Origin of the sequence: Devosia sp. 1635, assembly GCF_013185955.1 — a bacterium.
Classification (GTDB): Bacteria; Pseudomonadota; Alphaproteobacteria; order Rhizobiales; family Devosiaceae; genus Devosia.
Genome location: NZ_JABAOM010000001.1, coordinates 358,531 through 379,163, shown reverse-complemented (window position 1 = coordinate 379,163; position 20,633 = coordinate 358,531). Strand labels below are relative to the sequence as shown.

General features: G+C 62.8%; 16 protein-coding genes. 7 read left to right on the top strand and 9 right to left on the bottom strand.

The genetic code is table 11. The features are described 5' to 3' along the window. Positions 1-46 precede the first annotated feature (46 nt). A complete protein-coding gene (gene rpiA, locus HRU92_RS01940; protein ID WP_172122793.1) occupies positions 47-745 on the bottom strand; it encodes a ribose-5-phosphate isomerase RpiA in 699 nt (232 codons plus the stop codon). Positions 746-900: 155 nt separating this feature from the next. Between rpiA and moaA the strand changes: the two genes are divergently transcribed. Next, on the top strand, positions 901-1,914 hold the full coding sequence (gene moaA / locus HRU92_RS01935; protein WP_172122792.1) for a GTP 3',8-cyclase MoaA: 1,014 nt from the start codon (positions 901-903) through the stop codon (positions 1,912-1,914). Here moaA and HRU92_RS01930 read toward each other — a convergent pair. From HRU92_RS01930 to HRU92_RS01920, 3 genes are all read right to left on the bottom strand, one after another. Continuing rightward, entirely contained in the window at positions 1,901-2,305 is a 405-nt protein-coding gene (locus tag HRU92_RS01930) for a VOC family protein (RefSeq protein WP_172122791.1), read from the bottom strand. The genes moaA and HRU92_RS01930 overlap by 14 nt on opposite strands. Positions 2,306-2,307: 2 nt before the next feature. Continuing rightward, positions 2,308-2,787 (bottom strand): Lrp/AsnC family transcriptional regulator, encoded by a 480-nt coding sequence (locus tag HRU92_RS01925; protein WP_127755172.1) that lies wholly within the window; start codon positions 2,785-2,787, stop codon positions 2,308-2,310. 128 nt (positions 2,788-2,915) lie between these two features. Next, on the bottom strand, positions 2,916-3,437 hold the full coding sequence (locus HRU92_RS01920; protein ID WP_172122790.1) for a thermonuclease family protein: 522 nt from the start codon (positions 3,435-3,437) through the stop codon (positions 2,916-2,918). Between the two features lie 125 nt (positions 3,438-3,562). On the opposite strand from HRU92_RS01920, the gene HRU92_RS01915 reads away from it, so the two are divergent. Next, entirely contained in the window at positions 3,563-5,089 is a 1,527-nt protein-coding gene (locus HRU92_RS01915) for a HAMP domain-containing sensor histidine kinase (RefSeq protein ID WP_248306941.1), read from the top strand. Positions 5,090-5,111: 22 nt separating this feature from the next. Here the strand turns inward: HRU92_RS01915 and cobT are convergent, their stop codons facing one another. Further along, positions 5,112-6,128: a nicotinate-nucleotide--dimethylbenzimidazole phosphoribosyltransferase gene (cobT, locus tag HRU92_RS01910; protein WP_172122789.1), complete on the bottom strand. Its 1,017-nt coding sequence runs from the start codon at positions 6,126-6,128 to the stop codon at positions 5,112-5,114. A gap of 59 nt (positions 6,129-6,187) precedes the next feature. On the opposite strand from cobT, the gene HRU92_RS01905 reads away from it, so the two are divergent. Continuing rightward, entirely contained in the window at positions 6,188-6,994 is an 807-nt protein-coding gene (locus HRU92_RS01905) for an adenosylcobinamide-GDP ribazoletransferase (RefSeq protein ID WP_172122788.1), read from the top strand. Positions 6,995-7,058: 64 nt separating this feature from the next. After that, positions 7,059-7,745 carry a TIGR02281 family clan AA aspartic protease gene (locus HRU92_RS01900; RefSeq protein ID WP_172122787.1) on the top strand — a complete coding sequence of 229 codons (687 nt, stop codon included), beginning with the start codon at positions 7,059-7,061 and terminating at the stop codon, positions 7,743-7,745. Here the strand turns inward: HRU92_RS01900 and dusA are convergent. Continuing rightward, entirely contained in the window at positions 7,742-8,779 is a 1,038-nt protein-coding gene (gene dusA, locus HRU92_RS01895; RefSeq protein ID WP_172122786.1) for a tRNA dihydrouridine(20/20a) synthase DusA, read from the bottom strand. The two genes, HRU92_RS01900 and dusA, sit on opposite strands and share 4 nt — an antisense overlap. A gap of 139 nt (positions 8,780-8,918) precedes the next feature. Here dusA and HRU92_RS01890 point away from each other — a divergent pair, with 139 nt between their 5' ends. Further along, a complete protein-coding gene (locus tag HRU92_RS01890; protein ID WP_172122785.1) occupies positions 8,919-10,310 on the top strand; it encodes an FGGY-family carbohydrate kinase in 1,392 nt (463 codons plus the stop codon). On the opposite strand, the gene HRU92_RS01885 is transcribed toward HRU92_RS01890, so the two are convergent. From HRU92_RS01885 to HRU92_RS01875, 3 genes are all read right to left on the bottom strand, one after another. Further along, on the bottom strand, positions 10,294-11,208 hold the full coding sequence (locus HRU92_RS01885; protein WP_164854753.1) for a DMT family transporter: 915 nt from the start codon (positions 11,206-11,208) through the stop codon (positions 10,294-10,296). The two genes, HRU92_RS01890 and HRU92_RS01885, sit on opposite strands and share 17 nt — an antisense overlap. A 138-nt stretch (positions 11,209-11,346) precedes the next feature. Continuing rightward, positions 11,347-13,866 (bottom strand): glycoside hydrolase family 2 protein, encoded by a 2,520-nt coding sequence (locus tag HRU92_RS01880; protein ID WP_173087478.1) that lies wholly within the window; start codon positions 13,864-13,866, stop codon positions 11,347-11,349. Between the two features lie 181 nt (positions 13,867-14,047). Beyond that, a complete protein-coding gene (locus HRU92_RS01875) occupies positions 14,048-15,898 on the bottom strand; it encodes an ABC transporter ATP-binding protein (protein WP_173087476.1) in 1,851 nt (616 codons plus the stop codon). A 269-nt stretch (positions 15,899-16,167) separates the two neighbouring features. Between HRU92_RS01875 and pepN the strand changes: the two genes are divergently transcribed. Next, positions 16,168-18,804 (top strand): aminopeptidase N, encoded by a 2,637-nt coding sequence (pepN, locus tag HRU92_RS01870; RefSeq protein ID WP_173087474.1) that lies wholly within the window; start codon positions 16,168-16,170, stop codon positions 18,802-18,804. A 301-nt stretch (positions 18,805-19,105) separates the two neighbouring features. Further along, positions 19,106-20,629 carry a PAS domain-containing sensor histidine kinase gene (locus tag HRU92_RS01865; RefSeq protein WP_172122781.1) on the top strand — a complete coding sequence of 508 codons (1,524 nt, stop codon included), beginning with the start codon at positions 19,106-19,108 and terminating at the stop codon, positions 20,627-20,629. Positions 20,630-20,633 lie beyond the last annotated feature (4 nt).

Below are 20,633 nucleotides of genomic sequence, written 5' to 3'. Positions count from 1 at the left end.
ACCCCGTTTCGTCGAAAATGCCATCCTGATCGAACCTCGCTGTTGGTCAGTCCCCGCGCTGCATGGTTCTTACGCCATCCGGCGTCGCCACATAAGCGGTTTTGCACATGTTAAGAAAAAGCCCATGCTGCACCACCCCTGGTATGTCAAGGAGATCGCGCGACAGCGCTTCTGGCGTCGAAATGCGGCCAAAACAAGCATCAACGATCAGGTGACCGCCATCCGTATGGTAGGCCTGACCGTCGGCAGTATGGCGCAGCTTGGCTTGGCCCTCGGCGCCATGGGCAGTCATTACGGCGTCGAGGGCTCGCATGGTGGCGCCAAAACCAAAGGCGTTGACCTCCACCGGAAGTGCAAACCTGCCCAATTGCTCCACGACCTTGGAGCCATCGGCAATCACGATCATTGCATCCGAGGCCGCCGCTACGATCTTTTCGCGCAGCAACGCCCCGCCGGCGCCCTTGATCAAATTGAGGTGGGGGTCGATCTCGTCGGCACCGTCGACGGTGAGGTCAAGGCGATCGAGATGATCAAGGTCGCTGAGCGCGATGCCGAGGCCCATCGCCTGCTCGGCGGTGCGCTCCGAAGTCGGCACGCAGATGCACTCGAAACCCTGGGCCACTTTCTCGCCGAGCAGATCAACAAAGTGCCAAGCGGTCGAACCGGTGCCCAGGCCGAGCCGCATGCCGGGTTGAACCTGCGACAAGGCCATGCGAGCCGCTTCTCGTTTCAGATCATCGCTCACCGGCACATCCCCTGCTTTTGCGGCGGTGATGCCGGGCAATACTGCCCCGTGTCAACCCAGACCAAAGCAGGTCGCCAGAGGGATCAATGCTGCGGCCCAAGCAATTCCGGGCGAGCACGCTTTGAAATGAAGGCGAAGACGATTAGGTTGGCGCCATGACCAGCCCCGTCTCCGTTGCGCGACCGCTTGTTGATCGCTTCGGCCGCCATATTTCCTATTTGCGCATCTCGGTCACGGACCGGTGCGATTTCCGCTGCGTTTATTGCATGGCGGAAAACATGACCTTCCTGCCCAAGCGGGAAGTGCTGAGCTTTGAGGAAATCGAGACCATTGCCGCCGCTTTCGTGCAACGCGGCGTCACCAAGCTGCGCCTGACGGGCGGCGAACCCCTGGTGCGGCGCGACATTCTTGATCTGGTGCGCAGCCTGGCCCGACATCTCGAGCATGGCCTTGAAGAGCTGACCATGACCACCAATGGCAGTCAGCTCAGCCGTTTTGCCGGCGACCTCTTCAAGGCGGGCATGCGGCGGATCAATGTGTCCCTCGATACCCTTGATCCGGACCGCTTTGCGCAAATCACTCGCCGCGGCCGGATGGCCGATGTGATGGCCGGCATTGACGCCGCGCAAGCGGCGGGCCTGCAGATCAAGATCAACATGGTGGCGATGCGCGGCGTCAACGAAGACGAGATCGAGCCCATGATGGAGTGGGCGCATGGCCGGGGCATGGGCCTGACACTGATCGAAGGCATGCCGTTGGGAGAAGTTGGGCTCGACAGGGTCGACAGCTATCTACCCCTGCGTGAGCTACGCGACCGGCTGGCTCGCCGCTGGACCTTGAGCAAGCTCGACCAGCGTACCGGTGGCCCAGCCCGCTATCTGCATGTCGCTGAAACTGGGGGCGTTTTGGGCTTCATCACCCCGATGAGCCACAATTTCTGCGAAAGCTGCAACCGGGTTCGCCTGACGGCGACTGGCCAGCTGTTCCTCTGCCTCGGGCAGGAAGATCAGGTTAATCTCCGCGACGCGCTGCGCGAGGGCGGTGCTGAAGCACTCGATGCGGCGCTGGACCATGCCATGCTGATCAAGCCCAAGGGCCATGACTTCGTGATCGACCGGGCCCGGCCTGCACCGGCACTGGGGCGGCACATGTCGGTTACGGGCGGCTAGCCGCCCGTTCCGCGAGTTCGACGATGATCCCATCGGGATCACGGCAGAACGCCACCCGCTTGAACACGTCTTGGTTATGCGCGAGCCGTGGACGCTCGATGATTTCGAGCCCCTCTTCCTCGAGCCGTTGCACCACCGGGTCGATGTCGGAGAAGGCAAAGGTCATGTGGCGCATACCCGCCGTTTGCGGCGGCACATCTTGGGCTCGGCTCACCGGCTCGGCGGGCGCGAAGATTTCGAGCATGCCGCCGCCAGCATCGAGGAACGCGACTTCGCCCGAGGATGCCGGCTTGCGCAGATGCAAGCGCAATCCCAGCAGATCGCAATAGAACCAGATGGTGCGATCAAGATCGCCCGAAGTCATGCCGATATGTTCGAACCCCTGCAGCATGGCTATTTATCGTCATCGACAACGAGGGCGAAGTCCAGCGGCAAGGCGGTCGTGTACTTGATCTGCTCCATGGCGAAGCTCGAGCTCACATCGGTGAGGGCGATCTTGGTGATGAGCTTTTTGTAGAAGGTGTCGTAGGCGGCGATATCGGGCACCACGATGCGCAGGAGATAATCGATGTCTCCGCTCATGCGATAGAACTCGACCACCTCGGCGAAATCTTCGACAACCGCCGCGAATTTGCGCAGCCAGCCTTCGCTGTGCTCATTGGTCTTGACCGACACGAACACCGTGACCCCGGCATTGACCTTGACGGGATCCAGAACGGCAACGCGCCGCTTGATCACGCCTTCTTCTTCCATTTTCTGAATGCGGCGCCAGCATGGGGTCGTAGACAGCCCCACTTTGCGGCCGATTTCAGCGACCGGCATGGTCGCGTCTTTCTGCAGCAAGGTCAGTATTTTACGATCGATCTTGTCCAGCGCCATCTCGCCCCCGCGAAAACCTATTCCGTCTCCGGCCGGTTTGCCGGCCCAATTTAGGTTATTAACTGCCACATTCCAGCGAGCGCCGCAATAATCTTGCGCAAGCAGCCAGCTAACCTCAACGCCTAGAAGAACGGCAACCAGTCCCAGACCGCCTCGGCACGATCCTGCTGGTCCCGCCATTCGCGTGGCGGCACGAAGGAGCCGCTCCAGATACCCAGCCCGGCGGCCTGGGCGGCCCTTTGCTCGCGATCATAGTCACCCGACGAAAGCGCCCAACCTTCGGCGACCATCCGGCCGCCAAGATCCTGGGATCCGATGCTGCAGCGCGCGAGCAAGCGATCATATTTGTCCCGGCCTTCGGGGCGGCAGTCGAGATCACCCGAGCGCAGCAATTGCGCCATGCGGTCGCGGGCCGCTTGTCCGCAGGGCCAGTTCGCTCCGTCGCGGCGACAGGTCTGGTTGAGTTCGGGAGCGTCGAGGCCGAGCAAACGGACACGTTGCTCGCCCAAGCGCAAACTGTCCCCATCGCTGGCGCGCCCGGCGCCGCCCACCGGCGGGAGATCGGGCTCGAGCCATGCGGCCAACACCGCCACGAGGGCGAGAATCACCATTGCCGCGAGCGAGCCGCGTCGTCCGGCGAACACTCGCCTTTGCCTTAGATATCGATTCAGGACTTCACCGCCCGTTAACTACGCCATCGCTAGTGTTCAGCTGTGAGCGTAGCGAATGCGTTTCTGGTTCGCATCACTTAGTACCGAGTAAGAGTTCCATGCCGTCCTGGGCCACGATCGACGCTGACGTCCGCTCGCTTATGGGGCGTGACACCAAGCGCAACGCACAAAAGACCGTGCTGGATGCGCGCCAACGCCTGACGTCCAGTTCGGGCACTCGCGCGGCATTCGACTTCGAGCTGCTGCATGACTATGCCAGCGCCCGGCTTGCTGCGGCATTGCCAATGGCCGCCATCGTGGTCATCCTGTCCTTTGTCTCCAGTTTCTGGGTTCCGCCGCTCTTTGCCACCCTCTGGGCAGGGACGGTGCTGATCAGTCTTCTCGTGATCGTGCTGGTCGCGCGGCGCTTCAAGGCGAGCGATCCCGCCAAGTTCAATGCCGGTCAGTGGACGGCAAGCTTTGTCGCCTGCGAAACCGTTTATGGTTTGGCCTGGTCGCTGCTCGCCCTGTTCACCCTGGTTGCCAGCCCCGAGAGCCTGACCCCGGTGATGTTTGCCATGGTGCTGGTGAGCGTCGCGGCCAATGCCGTGGCCACCCACACCCTGCCGCCCGCCACCTTGATGAGCACGCTGCCGGTCACGCTCACCGTTTCGATCAACCTCATTGCCCTCGGCGGCACGCTCAACTTCATGCTCGCGGCCGTTGCGGTGTGTGGCGAGGTTTTCTTTGTTTATCTCGCGCGCCAGCTGCACGCGTCCGAACTCGAGACCGTCACCCACCAGGCGGAAAAAGACACGCTGATCGGCGAACTCGAAGAAGCCCGGCACATGTCCGATGAAGCACGGCGCCATGCCGAGCAGGCCAATATCGCCAAGTCGCAGTTTCTTGCCACGATGAGTCACGAGCTGCGCACACCGCTCAACGCCATTATCGGCTTTTCGGAAGTGCTGCAGTCCGAATTGCTGGGCCCCCATCAGGTGCCGCAATACAAGGAATATGCCGGCGACATTCACGCCAGCGGCCAGCACCTGCTCAATCTCATCAACGAGCTGCTCGATCTCAGCCGCATCGAGGCGGGCAAATATGAGCTCAATGAAGAGATCGTCTCGCTGGTCGATATCGCCGCCGATTGCCGCCGCATGATGGAACTGCGCGCCAAGGCTAAGGGCATCGAGCTGGTGTTCAATGTAGGGAACAACCTGCCGCGGCTGTGGGGCGATGAGCGCGCCATCCGCCAGGTGATCCTGAACCTGCTCAGCAATGCCATCAAGTTTACGCCCCAGAACGGCAAGATCACTCTCGTCGTGACTCGCAGCGGCGATGGCGGGCAGCTGATCTCAGTCAAGGACAACGGCCCTGGCATCCCCGAGGACGAGATTGCCACCGTGCTGTCCTCCTTCGGTCAGGGCTCGCTGGCGCAAAAGACCGCCGAACAAGGCGCGGGGCTTGGGCTGCCGATCGTCCAGAAGATCATGGAACTGCACCAGGGGCGCTTTGATCTCTTTTCCAAGGTGCGCTTTGGCACCGAAGTAATCGCGACTTTCCCCCGCGCCCGGGTCATGGATGCCCTGGCGCCAGTGGTGCAGAAAAAAGACCGGCTGCAGATTTATTCCGAAGCGGGCTGACCCGCTTCGGCGCCCTTGGCCCTCAGGCGCGGTCCGTGACCGCCGCGCTCTCGAACGTTGCCATGTTGTTGTGCAGGTGCAGCGCGGTCTTGGCCAGCACTGCGGCCAGGGCGGCGCCACTGCCCTCCCCCAGCCGCATGCCAAGATCGAGCAGCCCCGTCTGCCCCATGGCTTCAAGTGCCCGGCGGTGCCCCGGCTCGGCCGAAACATGGGCAAAGAGGCAATGATCGATCGCATTGGGATGCACGGCATGCGCGATCGCCGCCGCTGACGTTGCCACAAAGCCGTCCACGATCACCGGCACCTTTTGATGGCGCGCGGCAATGATCGCGCCCAGCATCGCCGCGATCTCGCGGCCGCCAAGCCGAGCGAGGATCGCCAGCGGATGATCCAGGTCACCCTTGTGCAAAGCCAGGGCACGGTCCACGGCATCGGCCTTGCGCGCCAGGCCGGCATCGTCCACCCCGGTGCCGCGCCCCACCCAGTCGCGCCCGCTGCCGCCGTAGAGGGCCGCATAGATCGCGGCCGCCACGGTGGTATTGCCGATGCCCATTTCCCCGATGCAGATCAGGTCGGGCTTGCCGGCGATGGCTTCCATGCCATAGGCAATGGTAGCCGCGCACATCTTGTCGTCAAGCGCCGCGGTCTGCGTGATGTCGCCCGTGGGCAGTTCCAGCGCCAGTTCGAACACGCGCAGATTGATCTCGTGCAGGGCGCAGATCTGGGAGATCGCGGCGCCCCCTTCGGTGAAATTGGCCACCATCTGCGCTGTCACTTCGCGCGGAAACGCCGATACGCCCTGGTCGGTCACCCCATGATTGCCGGCAAAGATTGTGACCATCGGGTTGTCGAGCCGCGGCTTGGCCCGCCCCTGCCAGCGCGCCAGGAACTCCACCAGCTCCTCGAGCTTGCCCATCGAGCCCGCGGGCTTGGTCAGGTGTCGCTCGCGCTCGCGCACCGCGCTGACTGCCTGCTCGTCGCCTTCCGGCAGGATCGTCAGCAGTTCGAGCACATCGGCATAGGCTGGGTGTAGGGGCATGGAGAAACCGGACAACGAGTGGTAGGGAAGGCCGGACTTCTGGCGCAGATGGGAGCGAAATGCAATTGAACGGAGCGCGACCGCGCCGCCGGCACGCCGTGCCGGCCGATCTGCTGATGGCCATCCGCTTCTTTTCGCGCCTGCCCACCGGATCTGCACCCCATGAGCTGCCACAGCTCGATCGCATGGCCCCGGTCCTGCCGCTCGCCAGCATCCTGATCGGGCTTGCACCGGCTTTCACGCTCTTTGTCGCCCCGCATTTGGGCATGCCGCCCTTGCTTGCCGCCGCTCTTGCCGTTGCCGTGCTGGTGGTTGCCGGCGGCGCCATGGCCGAGGATGCGCTGGCTGACAGCGCCGACGGGTTGTTCGGCGGCCATACGGTCGAGCGTCGGCTCGAGATCATGAAGGATAGCCGGCACGGCACCTATGGCGTCGCTGCCCTTTGCCTTTTGCTCCTGATGCGGGTCGCGGCGCTGGCGAGCCTTGCCGCTATCGATCCGCTGGGGGCCGCCATCCTCTGGCTGGGGGCGCAAGTGCTGGCCCGTTCGGGAGCATTGTGGCTCGCCGTGGCCCTGCCACCCGCCCGGCGCGACGGTGCCTCGGCCGCGGCCGGGAGTCTCAGCCGGGCCGCTTTTGCCATTGGGCTAGCCTTCGCCCTCATGCTGTTCAGCCTCAGCACTTGGCCCTTGAGCAACTGGCTCGCTCCCCTCCTTGCCCTGCCGCTTGCTGGCGTTGCAACGCTGGCCTGGGCACGGCTTTGCCGGCGCTTGCTCGGCGGTCAAACCGGCGACGTCGTGGGTGGCCTCGTCGCGCTCCTCGAGATAGTGGTGCTCGCGGTTCTCGTGTGCTTTGCCGCCGGGCCTTGAAATCGCCCCCGAGTTTTCCTTTATGCTGTGAGATGATTTGCACAGCTAGAAACAGGGCGCAGGCATGATCTTTATCGGCATCGCCCTTCTGGTTGCTGTTGGCTTGGCCGCTTTGGTGAGCAGCGACGCCGGCGCCCTGTTGGGGCTGACCCAGGCGCAAACCGCACAGCTCCTCCCCCTGCTCATTCTGCTGGTTGTGTTTGCCGGCGGTGCCTTCGGGCGCCGGCGCCGAGCCTCCGAGCTCTTCGGGGCCATGGCTCTATGGGTCGCAATTTTTGGCGTCGCCGCCCTGTCCTATAGCTATCGCGATGAACTCGTGGGCATTGCCGGGCGGGTCGCGGGTGAATTGCGCCCCGGGGTTGCCGTGGTGGATTCCGACCGAGGCACCGCGACCTTCCGCCGTGGCATGGGGGGGCATTTCGAAATCGCCGCCACGGTCAACGGCCACACCACGCCCATGATCTTCGATACGGGTGCGAGCGCGGTCGTGCTGACCCAGGCCGATGCGGAATCGGCGGGGATCGATACCAGCAAGCTGCGCTTCTCCATTCCCGTTTCCACTGCCAATGGCACCGGCCAGGCCGCGCGGGTGCGACTCGATCAAATCGAGGTCGGGGGGATTGTTCGCCAAGGCGTCGTCGCCTTTGTCGCCGAACAGAACGCGCTGGAAACCAGCCTCCTAGGCATGACCTACCTGGAAACGCTCAATCGCTACAGCGTGTCGCAGAACTCGCTGGAGTTGGTGGACTAACCCGCCATTCGCAGCGCCGAGGCGTCCAGAGCTTCCATCGCGCGCAGGATAACACTCTCGTCCGCCCCTGCCCGACAGGCATCCACGCTCAGGATCTGCCGGAACTGACGCGCTCCGGGCAGTCCATTGGCCAGGCCCAGCATATGCCGGGTCACGGCATTGACCCGCATGCCGGTACGGCGCTCGCGGGCGGCATAGTCGGCCATTGCCTGCATCACCTCGGCAAGCCTAGGCGCCGGCTCGCTGGCGCCAAAGAAGCGTTGGTCCACTTCGGCCAACAGCATGGGCGTATGATAGGCGGCCCTCCCCAGCATCACCCCGTCGGTATGGGCGAGATGAGCCTCGGCTTGTTCCAGGGTCTCGATGCCACCGTTGATCATCACCGGCAACGGCGACAATCGCGCCCGCAGCCGATACACCCGATCATAGTCCAGTGGCGGAATGGTGCGGTTTTCCTTGGGTGACAAGCCCTTCAGCCACGCCTTGCGGGCATGCACGTACAGCGCGTCGACGCCGGCTTCCACCATGGCATCGGCAAAGCGATCCAAGCCGGTTTCCGTATCCTGATCGTCGATACCGATGCGGCACTTGACCGTCACTGGCCGATCGGTGGCATCGCGCATGGCCCGCACGCATTGCGCCACCAGTTCCGGCTCGGCCATCAGGCAGGCGCCGAACCGGCCCGATTGCACCCGGTCAGAGGGGCATCCCACATTGAGATTGATCTCGGCGAAACCTGCCGCATCCGCAAGGCGCGTGGCGGCCGCAAGCTCGTGCGGGTCCGACCCACCAAGTTGCACGGCCACCGGCTGCTCAACCGGATCGAGCCGCAAGTGCCGGCTCGCATCACCATGCACCAGCGCCGCGCTCGTCACCATTTCGGTGAACAGCAACGCGCGCTTCGTCAGCAGCCGGTGAAAATAGCGACACCTGGGGTCAGTCCATTCCATCATCGGTGCCACGGAAAAGCGGCGAGCTTCGCGCAGCGAGAAGGGTTCGGTGGGGACTTGTGCTGGCGAAAGGGCAGTGTTCATGGGCCCTATTTACGCGCTTGCCCGCGTTCTTCAACCGCCAAGGGCACACCGGGCCCTCAAAACTGCGGTGCCAATAGCGCCAGCTAGCGCGCTTCTATCTTCTGCAGTACTGCAGGAGGGTCTGCTTGGAACTGCTGCAATGCCCGATCCTCGACTGGTAGCCGTCATCGATATTGGCAAGACCAACGCCAAATTGGTGCTGATCGACACGGTGAACGCTGCACAAGTGGCGAGCCGCAGCACGCCCAACAGCGTGGTCCGCGACGGGCCCTACCCCCATGCCGATCTGGACCGGCTTTGGTCCTTTATCCTCGCGAGCCTTCAAGCATTGCATGCCGAGCACGGCATCGAGGGCATTTCGATCACCACGCATGGCGCGACGGCGGCCCTGCTGTCCGGGAGCGAGCTGGCCCTCCCCGTACTGGATTATGAATATGCCGGGCCCGATGCCCTCTCCACCCAGTACCGGGCTGTACGCCCCGGCTTTGCCGAGACATTGTCGCCCAGTCTGCCCGGTGGACTGAACCTGGGGGCGCAGCTCTTCTGGCAAGCCCGCAACTTCCCCGATGCGTTTGCCGGCGTGAACCATATCCTGCCCTATCCGCAATACTGGGCCTGGCGGCTCACCGGGGTTCTCGCCAGCGAGGTCACCTCGCTCGGCTGCCACACCGATCTGTGGGCGCCGGCGCAGGGCAAGTTCTCATCGCTGGTGACCAGCCAGGGGTGGGAAAAACTTTTCGCACCCATCCGCCCTGCCGCGAGCATTATCGCTACGATCAAGGCAGAGATCAGCGCCCAGACCGGACTGCCGCCGGACACCCCGGTCACCTCAGGCATTCACGACTCCAACGCTTCGCTGCTGCCGCATCTCGGTCGACAGCAGGCGCCGGTCACGATCCTTTCCACCGGCACCTGGACCATCGCCATGACCATCGGCGGCAAGACCCAAGGGCTCGATGAGCGCCGCGACAGCCTCGCCAATGTGGACGCGTTCGGCCGGCCCGTACCCACCGCCCGCTTCATGGGCGGTCGGGAATTTGACGCTCTTGTCGGCACCTATGTCGAACCCACAAGCGCCGAACTCCATGCGGTGATCGGCGGCGACATCCAGGCCCTGCCCAGTTTTGCTCCCGGCGTTGGCCCCTTCCCGGCGGCTACGGGGCGCTGGACAACCGATCCCGACCGCTTGTCGCCGGGCGGACGATCGGCTGCCACCGCGCTCTATCTCGCGCTGGTGACGCAGACCTGCTTCGAACTCTGCGGGCTGGGCGAAGAGATCATCATCGAGGGGCCCTTTGCGCGCAATGGGCTGTTCGCGGCGGCGCTCGCCCAGCTCACCGGCGTGCCCGTCAGCGCTTCGGCCGACAGCACCGGCACCAGTTTTGGAGCCAGCATGTTGTTTGGCGGCCCCAAGCCGGGCTCAAGCCGTCGAAAGCCCATCGCGCCCTTGGCCCTGCCGCAACTGGACACCTATGCCGCCACCTGGCGTGAGCGAGCCATGGCGGCCCGCCCCGTCAGCGTTGCTCGGTGACGGGACCCACGGGCTTGGACAAGGCGCGCTCGCGCAGCCAGATGTAAAAGCCGCTGCCGACAACGATGGGCGCGCCAAGCAAGAACCAGATATCAGGCGGCTGGTTGAAGACGATCCAGCTCAGCGCGGCGATGAAGATGATCTGCACATAAGAGAACGGTGCGAGGGTGGAGGCCGGCGCAAAGCGATGCGCCACCGTCACGAACTGATGGCCGAGAAAACCGATCACCCCGACAGCGGCAAAAACCACCCAGTCGAGCGTTGTCGTTGGCCAGATCCAATCGGCAAAGGCGAAGGGCAACAGCAAGACCACTGCCACGGCGCCGGTATAGAACTGCTGGGTCGCGGCCGAGTCCACCCCCGCCAGGCGCCGGGTCAGCAGCACATAGGCCCCGTAGAACCCCGCCCCGGCGAGCGACAGCAGCGTGGCCGGCTGGAAGGCTTCACTGCCCGGATGGACAATGATCAGGATGCCGATGAACCCCACGCCAATGGCGGTCCAGCGCCGCCAGCCCACCTGCTCGTGCAGGAACACCACCGAGAGCAGGCAGATGATCAGCGGTGTCGTAAAGCCGATGGCACCGGTGACCGTCAGTGGCAGATAGCGCACCGCCGTGAAGTTACACAGGCTCGATCCGAGCAGCGCCAGCGCCCGCACGATCTGGATCCGGAGATTGGCGGTGCGCACCAGATCGCGACCACCCTTGGGCAGGTTGACCGCTGAAACAATTACGAGGTGCACGAAATAGCGGGCAAAGATGATCTGCATCGCCGGCAAGCCAACCAGGCCGAGCCATTTGGCTGAGCCATCCAGGCAGGTAAACAGCAGATTGGCGCACAGCACGAGGCCGATGCCAAACAGGCGGCGCTCCTCGAGGGGAGCAATAGTCGTCGACATGGAGCGGATCCGGAGCGCCGCAGGAGAACGCGGCATCGGCAGGTTGGCCGCACCCACCGCGCCCTGTCAACCATTGATCCGGGCGCGAACAGGGCTGAAGAGTCAGCCCCTTGCCACGAGACAAGGGGCTGGCCGGAGCTAGAAGGTATCTGCCAGCGTGCGGATGCTGAGCGTGGCCGCAAGCTCCTTGGCGCTGAACTTGCCGCCATGGCGCGGCGTAAAGCCCAGCACTGTGGGCCGACCCGGCAGCAGGGTGATGGCGTTGTCGGAGAAATAGCCGGGCTGATCGACCGTCACGGTGGTGAACAGGCCGGGCTTATCGGCCTCAAGGGTCAGCACGGGGCCGGCGGGGCCCTCGGCCCAGCTGGCCGACACCGCTACGGGCGGCAGCTCATAGGCCTTGTAGGGCTTGGGAAAGTAATCATTCTCGCCCAGCACCTTGCCGGCCGCATCGCGCCAGGTGAACAACAGGAACTCGTCGGCGGCGAGTTCGGCAACATCGAGCGTCGCCACGGCCATTGCAGCATCCGGGCCAACGGCGCTGCTACCGGAGAACACCACACGATCGCCCCCGCCGACCTTGACCGCCCGGACCTCGAGGCTGATCGTCACCTCGGCGCCAGTATCATTGACGGCCTTGAGCACAATCTGGGTTGGCGCCGCACCCTCGACCGGCAATCCGCGCGAATTGGTCTTGAGTTCCGCATGCCGGGGTACCGCGACGACGTTCACCGGCAAGAAGAAGCGCTGGGCCATATACTGCAGCAGCTTCCACTGCCCGCCGTAATCAAGGCTCGCCCAGCTCGCGACCGGCCAGATATCGTTGATCTGCCAATAAAGCGTGCCCATGCAGCGCGGCTTGGTGGAGCGCCAGTATTCGATGGCGGTCTTCATCGCGAGGCCCTGCTGGATCTGGGACAGGAACACCATCTGGTCGAAATCGCGCGGGAAGCGGAAGTAGCGCGTCATGGTCTCGAGGATACGCGCATTGCCCCCGTCATTGCGCTGATGGTTCTCCATCACGGGCGAAGAGGGATTCCTGTCTTTCTGTTCAGAGAACGTTTCAATGACGTTCATCGAGGTGAACGACTGGAAGCCGAACTCGGAAGCAAACCGCGGATTGACCGTCCGATAGGCCTCGAAGGCCTTGGCCGAATGCCAGACATCCCAGTAATGCGTGTCGCCCCGCGTATCGGCATGCCAGCCATCAGAGAAATCGAGATAACCCATTGAGGGCGACGAGGGCCAGAACCGCCGCGCCGGATCCTCGTCCTCGACAATGGTGCCGAGCATGTGGTTGAGCCGGTCATAGTTCGCCACGTAACGCTCTGGCGCGGCACGCGTTTCCGGGTACCAGCCCAGCGAGCCGATCACCTCATTGTCCCCGCACCACAAGGCAATACAGGCGTGATGGGACAGCCGGCGCACCTGCTGGGTCACCTCCTCGCGCACGCTGGCAAGGAACGCCCGATCGGACGGATAGCTCATGCAGGCAAACATGAAGTCGTGCCAGATGAGGATTCCAAGCTCATCGCAGAGATCATAGAAGTAATCGGGCTCATACTGCCCACCGCCCCAGATCCGCAGCATATTCATATTCGCCGCCTTGGCGCTGCCCAACAGATCGCGAATAACCTCAGGCGTTATGCGGCTCGGAATGGCATCCGCCGGGATCCAGTTGGCGCCCATCATGGTGATATCCCGCCCATTGATGCGGCACTTGAAGGTGTGGTCGATCTCGTCGGGCTCCACCACCCATTCGAGCTGCCGCAAGCCAAGCTTGCGGGTGGTGCGCTCGCCATCGAGTTCGGTTTCCAGCTCATAAAGCGGCTGCTCGCCCTGCCCAGCCGGCCACCACAGGCGCGGGTTCTCAATGCGAACACCATGGATGAGCAGGTTTTCGCCGCGCTGGACGGCCACCGTTTCGCGAATGCTCTGCCCGTCGATAGCATGGCTGATCGACACCTCTCCGGCCGCAAAGGCGAAGACGCGGGTGCGGATGGTCAGCTCAACAGCGCCATCGCGGTGCAGCTGATCGACCTGCACGCTTTCCTGACGCGCGAGGCGCGAGCGGCGCACCTGCATCGTGCCATAAATGCCGATCGGCATCAGGCAAATGCCCCAATCCCAGCCGGCATGGCACTGGGCCTTGCGCACGAAATTGAGGTGAATGCCCTCCAGACCATTGGTCTGGTAGTTCTTGGTAAAAGGCAGCGGGAATGGATGGGCCTCGGCGCGCGCCTTGGCGACATCGCGCGTGACGGCAAATTCGATGCGCAGCGTGTTGCTGCCTTCCCGAACCTTGCCGGTCACATCGATGTCGTGGCGAACAAAGGAATTGTCGGTGTGGGCAATCGCTTCGTCGTTGAGGAAAATGGTGGCGATGCAGTCCACCTCGGCCAGGGTCAAGGTCAAATAGCCATCGATATCGGCTGCGCTTGCTTCAAAGCTGCGCTCGACTGACCATTCGGTGCGGTTGACCCACATGACCTCCTTCTCGTTCTCGCCAAAATAGGGATCAGGGATCTCCCCATTCGCCAGCAGGGCGCCATGCACGTCGCCAGGCAAGGTGATGGGAGCCGAGGTGTGATAGGTCGGCGAGGAAAGGCGGAATGTCCCTCCAAGTTCAAGCACAGAATAAGCGGCGGCAGTGGACATCCGGTTCCTCCCAGTAGACGTCGTTCAAAGCAGCGAAAGCACCGCTGCAATCGATTTCAGCCTTCTACAGAGTCTGCCGGATAGCTCCAATGGGTGTGGTCTGGCTGAGCAAGACTTTTTGCGTCGAGGCGCAGAATGATCACAGGCGCGCCCGCACGGGCATGCCGGCACAGAGGCCGCTTTACTGAGCGGCCTCTTCGCTTTGGTCCGCTTCGATGAAGCCGCCGGACTGGCGCTGCCAGAGCTGAGCGTAAAGCCCGCCCTGCGCGAGCAGCTCGGCATGGGTGCCCTGCTCGACCACCCGTCCGTGATCGAGCACCACCAGCCGATCCATCGCAGCGATGGTCGAAAGCCGGTGAGCAATGGCAATCACCGTCTTGCCGCGCATCAGCAGTTTCAGCTGGCTCTGGATAGCCGCTTCTACTTCGCTGTCGAGCGCTGAGGTGGCCTCATCGAGCACCAGGATCGGGGCGTTTTTGAGCAGCACCCGGGCAATGGCGATGCGCTGCCGCTGCCCGCCGGACAGCTTCACCCCACGTTCGCCGACATGGGCGTCATAACCCTTGCGGCCCTGGGCGTCGCTCAGGGTTTCGATGAAATCGGCGGCTTCAGCGAGTTCGGCGGCCTGGCGGATCTCCGCTTCCGTGGCATCGGGCCGGCCATAGGCGATGTTGTCGCGTACGGAGCGGTGCAGCAAGGACGTGTCCTGGGTCACTACGCCGATATTGGCGCGCAGCGAATCCTGCGTGACGGTGGCGATATCCTTGCCATCGATCAGGATGCTGCCACCCTGACGATCATAGAAGCGGAGCAGCAGGTTGACGATCGTGGACTTGCCCGCGCCAGACCGGCCGATCAGGCCAATCTTCTCGCCCGGACGGATATGCAGGTTGAGCCCCTCGATGACACCGCTGTCTTTGCCATAGTGGAAGCTCACATTTTCGAAGCGGATATCGCCAGTCACCTTGCCGATTGGCTGCGCCCCCTCGGCATCGGACACAACGCGGGGAAGCGAGATCGAGGCGATGCCATCGCGCACCGTGCCGATATTTTCGAACAGCGCCGACATTTCCCACATGACCCACTGGCTCATGCCCTGGAAGCGCATCACGAGCCCCAGCGACACCGCCAAGGCGCCTGGCGACATCGTCCCCTGCAACCACAGCCAGATTCCGGTGGCACCGACGAAAAACAGCAGCAGCGCGTTGGAGAAATTCACGGCCACGTTGAGCACGGTGAACATGCGCATCTGCCGATAAACCGTGTCGAGGAAGCCATCCATGGCTTCCCGGGCATAGCGTTCCTCCCGATTGGAATGGGAGAAGAGCTTGACAGTAGCGATATTGGTATAGCTGTCGACGATGCGACCGGTCATGGTCGAGCGGGCATCGGCCTGTTGCTCGGAGATCTTGCCGAGCCGCGGAATGAAGTACCACATCAACAGGATGTAGCAGACCACCCAAGCCAGAAATGGCAGTGCCAGCCGCCAGTCGGTCGACGCGGCCAGCACGACCGCGCCAGTGAAATAAACGCTCACATAGACCAGCATATCGAGCAGCTTCATCACCACTTCGCGCACGGCGAGCGATGTCTGCATCAGCTTGGCGCCAATGCGGCCGGCAAACTCGTCCTGGAAGTAACTCATGGACTGGCGGATGAGATAGCGATGGCTCATCCAGCGGATGCGCTGGGGGAAATTGCCGAGGAGAGTCTGGTGCATGGTAAGCGTGGAAAGGAGCACCAGTCCCGGCAGCACGAGAACGACGATCGCGCCCATGATGGCCAGCTTCCAGCCATCCGTGGCCAGGAAAGTCTGGGGGTCGGCGTCGGCCAGCCAGTTCACCACATCGCCGATAAAGCCGAACAGCAAGATTTCGCCCGCTGCGATGAGCGCTGCGGCTACAGCCATCAGGGCAAGCCACTTCTTGGCGCCGCGGCTGTAATACAGGCAAAAAGCGAGCAAGCCACGGGGTGGTTCACTGGGCTCTTCGGCAGGATACGGGTTCAGACGTTGTTCAAACCAGCGCAACATGCGGTCACCCCTTCAACAAGCAACAGACGTTCAAGAGCGCCCTGTCACGACGCTGACTCCCAGAAATAGATGACGCGGGAACGTCAACCGGGGGAAATCTTGCGCGGGACGCCAGCCACGTAACTGGTTTCCCTCCCCATCGACGTCCAATTTGACGTAGAAGGAGGGAGGCGGCCGCGAGCCGCACTGATCGCATATCTAACCGAAGTCTGCTGTTGCGGCACGGCCACAATCGATTGAAGACTAAGGTTCACACCTGGACCGAAATCATGCGTACTGAAACCGAGCACACCATCTATCTCAAAGATTACGCGCCCAGTCCTTATCGCATCACGGCGGTAGACCTGGATTTTCGCATCCTCGAAGAGGGGACGCGCGTTCGCTCGCTGCTGACGGTCGAGCCACGCCCGAACACGGCTGCAGCCACGCCGCTGGTGCTGGATGGCGACGGTTTGCGGCTGCAATCGGTGGCCCTCGACGGCTTGCCGCTGGTGGAGGCTGCCTATGCAGCCGATGCCAACGGGATGACTCTCGTTGAGCCGCCACTGCGTCGGTTCGTGCTGGAAACCGAGGTCACCCTGCAGCCGGAAAACAACACCAAGTTGATGGGGCTTTATCGCTCTAACGGGACCTGGTGCACGCAGTGTGAGCCCGAGGGCTTTCGGCGCATCACCTATTACCTCGATCGCCCCGACAACCTCGCCACATTCAAGGTGCGCATAACGGCGCCGGAGGCCGTGGCACCGGTGCTGCTCTCCAACGGCAATCTGATGGAGCGCGGTGACGCTGGCGACGGCCTGCATTATGCGGTTTGGGAGGACCCCTTCCCCAAGCCGGCCTACCTCTTTGCTCTCGTTGCCGGCAAGCTCGGCTCGATCAGCGACAGCTTCAACACCATGTCCGGCCGCAAGGTGGAACTGGCGATCTATTGCGAGCCAGGCAAGGAAGACCAGTGCGGCTGGGCCATGGACAGCCTCAAGCGCTCGATGGCCTGGGACGAGAAGCGGTTTGGGCGCGAATACGACCTCGACATCTTCAACATCGTCGCGGTGTCGGATTTCAACTTCGGCGCCATGGAAAATAAAGGCCTCAACATCTTCAACGATCGGCTGGTGTTTGCCCGGCCGGACACGGCCAGCGACGCCAATTACGCTTCGATCGAGCGCGTCATCGCTCACGAATACTTCCACAACTGGACGGGCAATCGCATCACCTGCCGCGACTGGTTCCAGCTTTGCCTCAAGGAAGGGCTGACGGTTTACCGGGACCAGGAGTTTTCCTCGGACGAGCGCAGCCGTCCAGTGCAGCGGATCCATGACGTGCAGAATCTGCGCGTGTCGCAGTTTCCCGAGGATGGTGGACCACTGGCCCATCCGCCGCGGCCTGACCAATATCGCGAGATCAACAACTTCTACACGACCACCGTCTACGAGAAGGGCGCCGAAATCGTGCGGATGCTGGCGACCCTCTTAGGCGAAGCCGGTTTCCGCAAGGGCATGGACCTTTATTTCCAGCGGCACGATGGTGAAGCCACGACCATCGAGGCTTTCCTCGCGGTCTTCTCGGAAGCCAACGATATCGATCTGGAGCAATTCAAGATCTGGTATCTGCAGGCTGGCACGCCTCAGGTCACGGTTTCGGACAGCTATGATCCCATCAGTCGCACCTATCGGCTGACGCTCAAGCAGCACACCGCACCAACTCCGGGGCAACCGGAGAAGTCGCCGCTGGTCATCCCGGTCAAGTTCGGCCTGCTCGGACCCAACGGCAGCGAACTAAGCTGGACGGGCGTATCTGGCGGAACGGTAAGCGACGACCTCATCATCCTCGACACCGAAACAGCCGTGATCGAGTTCAGGGGGGTCGCCAACCAGCCCATTCCTTCCTTGTTCCGTGGTTTTTCCGCGCCGGTGCAGGTCCATGCCGACCGGTCCGCGGCGGACAATCTGTTCTTGGCCCGGCATGACAGCGATCCGTTTAACCGCTGGGAAGCGCTGCAATCGGTCAGCACCGAGCTGATGGTGGCAGCTGCCCAAGGCAAGACTTGGCGCGATGAAGCGATCGCCGCACTGCGCGAAGCCATGATGAAGACGCTGGGTGACCCCGGGCTCGACCACGCCTTCAAGGCGCAGGCACTTGGTCTGCCCGACGAGTCGCTTGTTGCCCGAGCCATCGGCCGGGATGTAGATCCGGATCGCGTCCATCAGGTGCGCCAGGCTTTGATCGGCGCAGTCTTCGGACCGGTTGCTGCAATGCTGCAGGCCGCCTACGAGGGCCTCGCCATCACGGAGACTTATGCCCCCACCACGGCGCAGTCCGGCCAACGCTCCTTGCGCAATCGCCTGCTGTCCCTCCTGGTCCAAGCGAGCCCCGATGGGGCCGCGCTCGCAGCCCGGCAGTACCATGAAGCCACCAACATGACCGATCGCCTGGCGGCGCTCGCGGTCAGCGGTTCGCAGTGGACCCCCGACGCCCCTGCCCTTCTAGCTGACTTCCGCCTGCGCTTTGCCGGGGACCTTTTGGTGTTCGACAAATGGCTCAGTGTTTCGGCCAGCGCCACCGATGATGGGGTGATCGAGCGCATGCGTACCATCCTTGCCGATCCCGGCTTCCCCAAGACCAATCCGAATCGCTTGCGCTCGCTTGTGGGGACATTTGCGACGGGCAACCCGACTCAGTTTGCCCGTGCCGACGGCGCCGGTTTCCGCTTCGTGACGGACTTCGTGGCGGAGGTGGATTCGGTCAACCCGCAGGTGGCTGCGCGGGTGCTGACAGGCTTCAGAATCTGGCAGAATCTGGAGCCAAACCGGCGCGAGGCAGCGCACGCGGCGCTCCGGCAGTTGCAGGCCTCGACCGAGCTGAGCCGCAACACGGCTGACATACTTTCCCGCATGTTGGGAAGCTAAATGCACGTTCCTGTGGAAGAATATTTCTCCGCCGCTAAGTGATTCAAGAGACTCGCCTTTTGGCGGGTCTCGCTTTAGCGCTGGCCGGAGAGGTATGGACAAGCTGCCACCGCCTGATTCATTGTTCGTTAAGGGTATCGGTCGGGGCAATTAGCCTCACATTACGGAGTTATTCATGCGGTCGGCGGAGCAATCCGGCGTCGGCGCTGATGGATTCAGCGTGGGCAAAGGTCAGAATTCAGCTCATCGGCCAGAAGGCGAGAACACCCATACAGGGTCCCTTTTCCGCAAGGTTTCGCCCGTGACGAGGACCGTCGCACTCACCGCCATCCTGGCCGCGACGCTTTTCATTATCTATGACACGGCAAGGACCCTTGATGAGGCCCGTCGCGACCTGACCGCCATCGGCGCATTGATGGCAGACGAGATTGCCGCAACCACCGCTCCGTTGCCGCAGCTGCAACAAGCGGTAAGGCTGTCGGGCGGTGTCGTTCATGCGCGGCTACACGCCGATCCTTCCACTGCTCCCCAGAGAACGCTCGTCAGCGAGCAGTTCCCCGTTGGTCAGCACGGTATCTTGTTGCTTGAAGCCAATGAGGACCTGATATGGCCCGGCCTGCTGGTCCGGGCCCTGGCCGCCCTTGCCGTGGCTGCGCTGATGACAGGCCTCTCCTGGCGCCGCAGCCACTTCAACGAAATGCCCGATCGCATGCAGCGTTTTGTCTACCAGACCCTTGCTTCGGCTGTGCCGATGGGGATGGCGTGCTGGACCAAATCGGGCCAGCTGGTGGTCTGCAATCAACAGTACCGCGAGCGCCTGGACCTGGAGGGTACAAGCGTGACCTACCCCCAAATGGTCAAGCGACTGATTGCCGGCGGATACATGAAGCTGGTCAATGACGCGGACAACACCCGCTTGATGGAGCTGCATCGCGAAGACGGCAGCTGCATGCTGATCGAGGAACGTCCCTTGGGCGACGGCAATTTCCTTACGCTCGTGACCGATGTCACCGAGCGCAAAAAAGCCGATTCACTGCTGAACTCCATCCGGGAGGAGCAGCGGCTGCTCGCCCGCCGCTATCATGAGGAAAAGCTCAAGGCCGAGGCCGCCAGCCGCTCCAAGACCAATTTCCTGGCTCATCTCAGCCATGACGTACGCACGCCGCTCAACCACATCATCGGCTTTGCCGAACTGATGCGGCATGAGGCTTATGGCCCGCTCGGCGATCGCCGCTACAAGGATTACGTGCAGTCGATCAAGTCCTCTGGCGAACACCTGCTGGATTCCTTTGCGACCATTCTTGATCTCGCGGAGCTTGAAGGCGGGCAGAAGATGCTGCGCTCCGATCCACTCAGCGTGGACGAGCTCCTCGACGAGGTCGGGCAGCGCTTCCGTGGACAAACTGCGCGAGCCGGGCTGAGCTTTGTGCGCGGCGAAGGTTGCGGCGCGGTTGTGCATGGCGACCGCCTAGGGCTGTTGCGCATGATCGGCAATATCGTCGAGAACGCGATCCGCTTCACGCCGAGCGGGGGCCGAGTCACGCTGGCAGCCTTTGCTGCCCATGATGGCGTTGTTATTGAAATCACCGATACCGGGCTCGGCATGAACGAGGAGCGGCTGGCCAGTCTTTCCCAGCCTTTCGCCCTTGGTGACGCGACCTTCACTCGCGAAGGGGTTGGTCACGGCCTTGGCATTTCGATTTCGCGCGCCATTGCCGAGCTCAGCGGCGGGCACATGGCCATTGACTCCAGCCCTTCCCTGGGCACGACGGTGGCCATCTGCCTGCCGTTGCGCAGCGAAGAAGGCATTCGGGCGGCCGAATAGGCCT

Excerpts from the sequence above, each read along its gene's own strand:
- HRU92_RS01930 (WP_172122791.1), bottom strand. The coding sequence starts at position 2,305 with ATGCTGCAGGGGTTCGAACATATCGGCATGACTTCGGGCGATCTTGAT.
- HRU92_RS01905 (WP_172122788.1), top strand. The coding sequence starts at position 6,188 with ATGCAATTGAACGGAGCGCGACCGCGCCGCCGGCACGCCGTGCCGGCC.
- HRU92_RS01900 (WP_172122787.1), top strand. The coding sequence starts at position 7,059 with ATGATCTTTATCGGCATCGCCCTTCTGGTTGCTGTTGGCTTGGCCGCT.
- pepN (WP_173087474.1), top strand. The coding sequence starts at position 16,168 with ATGCGTACTGAAACCGAGCACACCATCTATCTCAAAGATTACGCGCCC.
- moaA (WP_172122792.1), top strand. The coding sequence starts at position 901 with ATGACCAGCCCCGTCTCCGTTGCGCGACCGCTTGTTGATCGCTTCGGC.
- HRU92_RS01915 (WP_248306941.1), top strand. The coding sequence starts at position 3,563 with ATGCCGTCCTGGGCCACGATCGACGCTGACGTCCGCTCGCTTATGGGG.
- dusA (WP_172122786.1), bottom strand. The coding sequence starts at position 8,779 with ATGAACACTGCCCTTTCGCCAGCACAAGTCCCCACCGAACCCTTCTCG.
- HRU92_RS01880 (WP_173087478.1), bottom strand. The coding sequence starts at position 13,866 with ATGTCCACTGCCGCCGCTTATTCTGTGCTTGAACTTGGAGGGACATTC.
- cobT (WP_172122789.1), bottom strand. The coding sequence starts at position 6,128 with ATGCCCCTACACCCAGCCTATGCCGATGTGCTCGAACTGCTGACGATC.
- HRU92_RS01875 (WP_173087476.1), bottom strand. The coding sequence starts at position 15,898 with ATGTTGCGCTGGTTTGAACAACGTCTGAACCCGTATCCTGCCGAAGAG.
- HRU92_RS01890 (WP_172122785.1), top strand. The coding sequence starts at position 8,919 with ATGCCCGATCCTCGACTGGTAGCCGTCATCGATATTGGCAAGACCAAC.
- HRU92_RS01885 (WP_164854753.1), bottom strand. The coding sequence starts at position 11,208 with ATGTCGACGACTATTGCTCCCCTCGAGGAGCGCCGCCTGTTTGGCATC.